Genomic DNA, 334 nt, shown 5'->3' with positions numbered 1-334 from the left:
TGGCCTGCGCCTCGGCCAGGCGATCGGCATGGTCATACGTGAGGAAACCGCGCAAGGTCAGCCGCTTGACCACCAGTTGCCATAGCTGCGTCACGCCGTGGGGATGATCGGCATCATTGTATTGCGCGATCATCCCGCACAGCGCGATGCGTCCGCCTTCGCGCATGCGCGGCAGGACGAGGTCGAGCAGCGGCCCGCCGACATTGTCGAAATAGACATCGATGCCCTGCGGCGCTGCGGCATCGAGCGCGGCGGCCAGTGCATCGGGCGCCACGCGGTGGTCGATCGCCGCGTCGGCGCCCAGGCGCTGCACCAGCGCGGCCTTGTCTGCCCC

1 protein-coding gene is annotated in these 334 nt (G+C 68.6%); it reads right to left on the bottom strand.

Annotation, left to right across the window (positions count from 1 at the left end; all coding sequences use genetic code 11):
* Positions 1-334: zinc-binding dehydrogenase (locus H926_RS27880; RefSeq protein WP_043609781.1), on the bottom strand; the 334-nt coding region annotated here is incomplete at both ends.

It is taken from the genome of Novosphingobium sp. B-7, assembly GCF_000410615.1.
Lineage (GTDB): Bacteria > Pseudomonadota > Alphaproteobacteria > Sphingomonadales > Sphingomonadaceae > Novosphingobium > Novosphingobium capsulatum.
The sequence above is the reverse complement of the archived record's forward strand: the minus strand, read 5'-3'. Positions and strand labels throughout refer to the sequence as shown.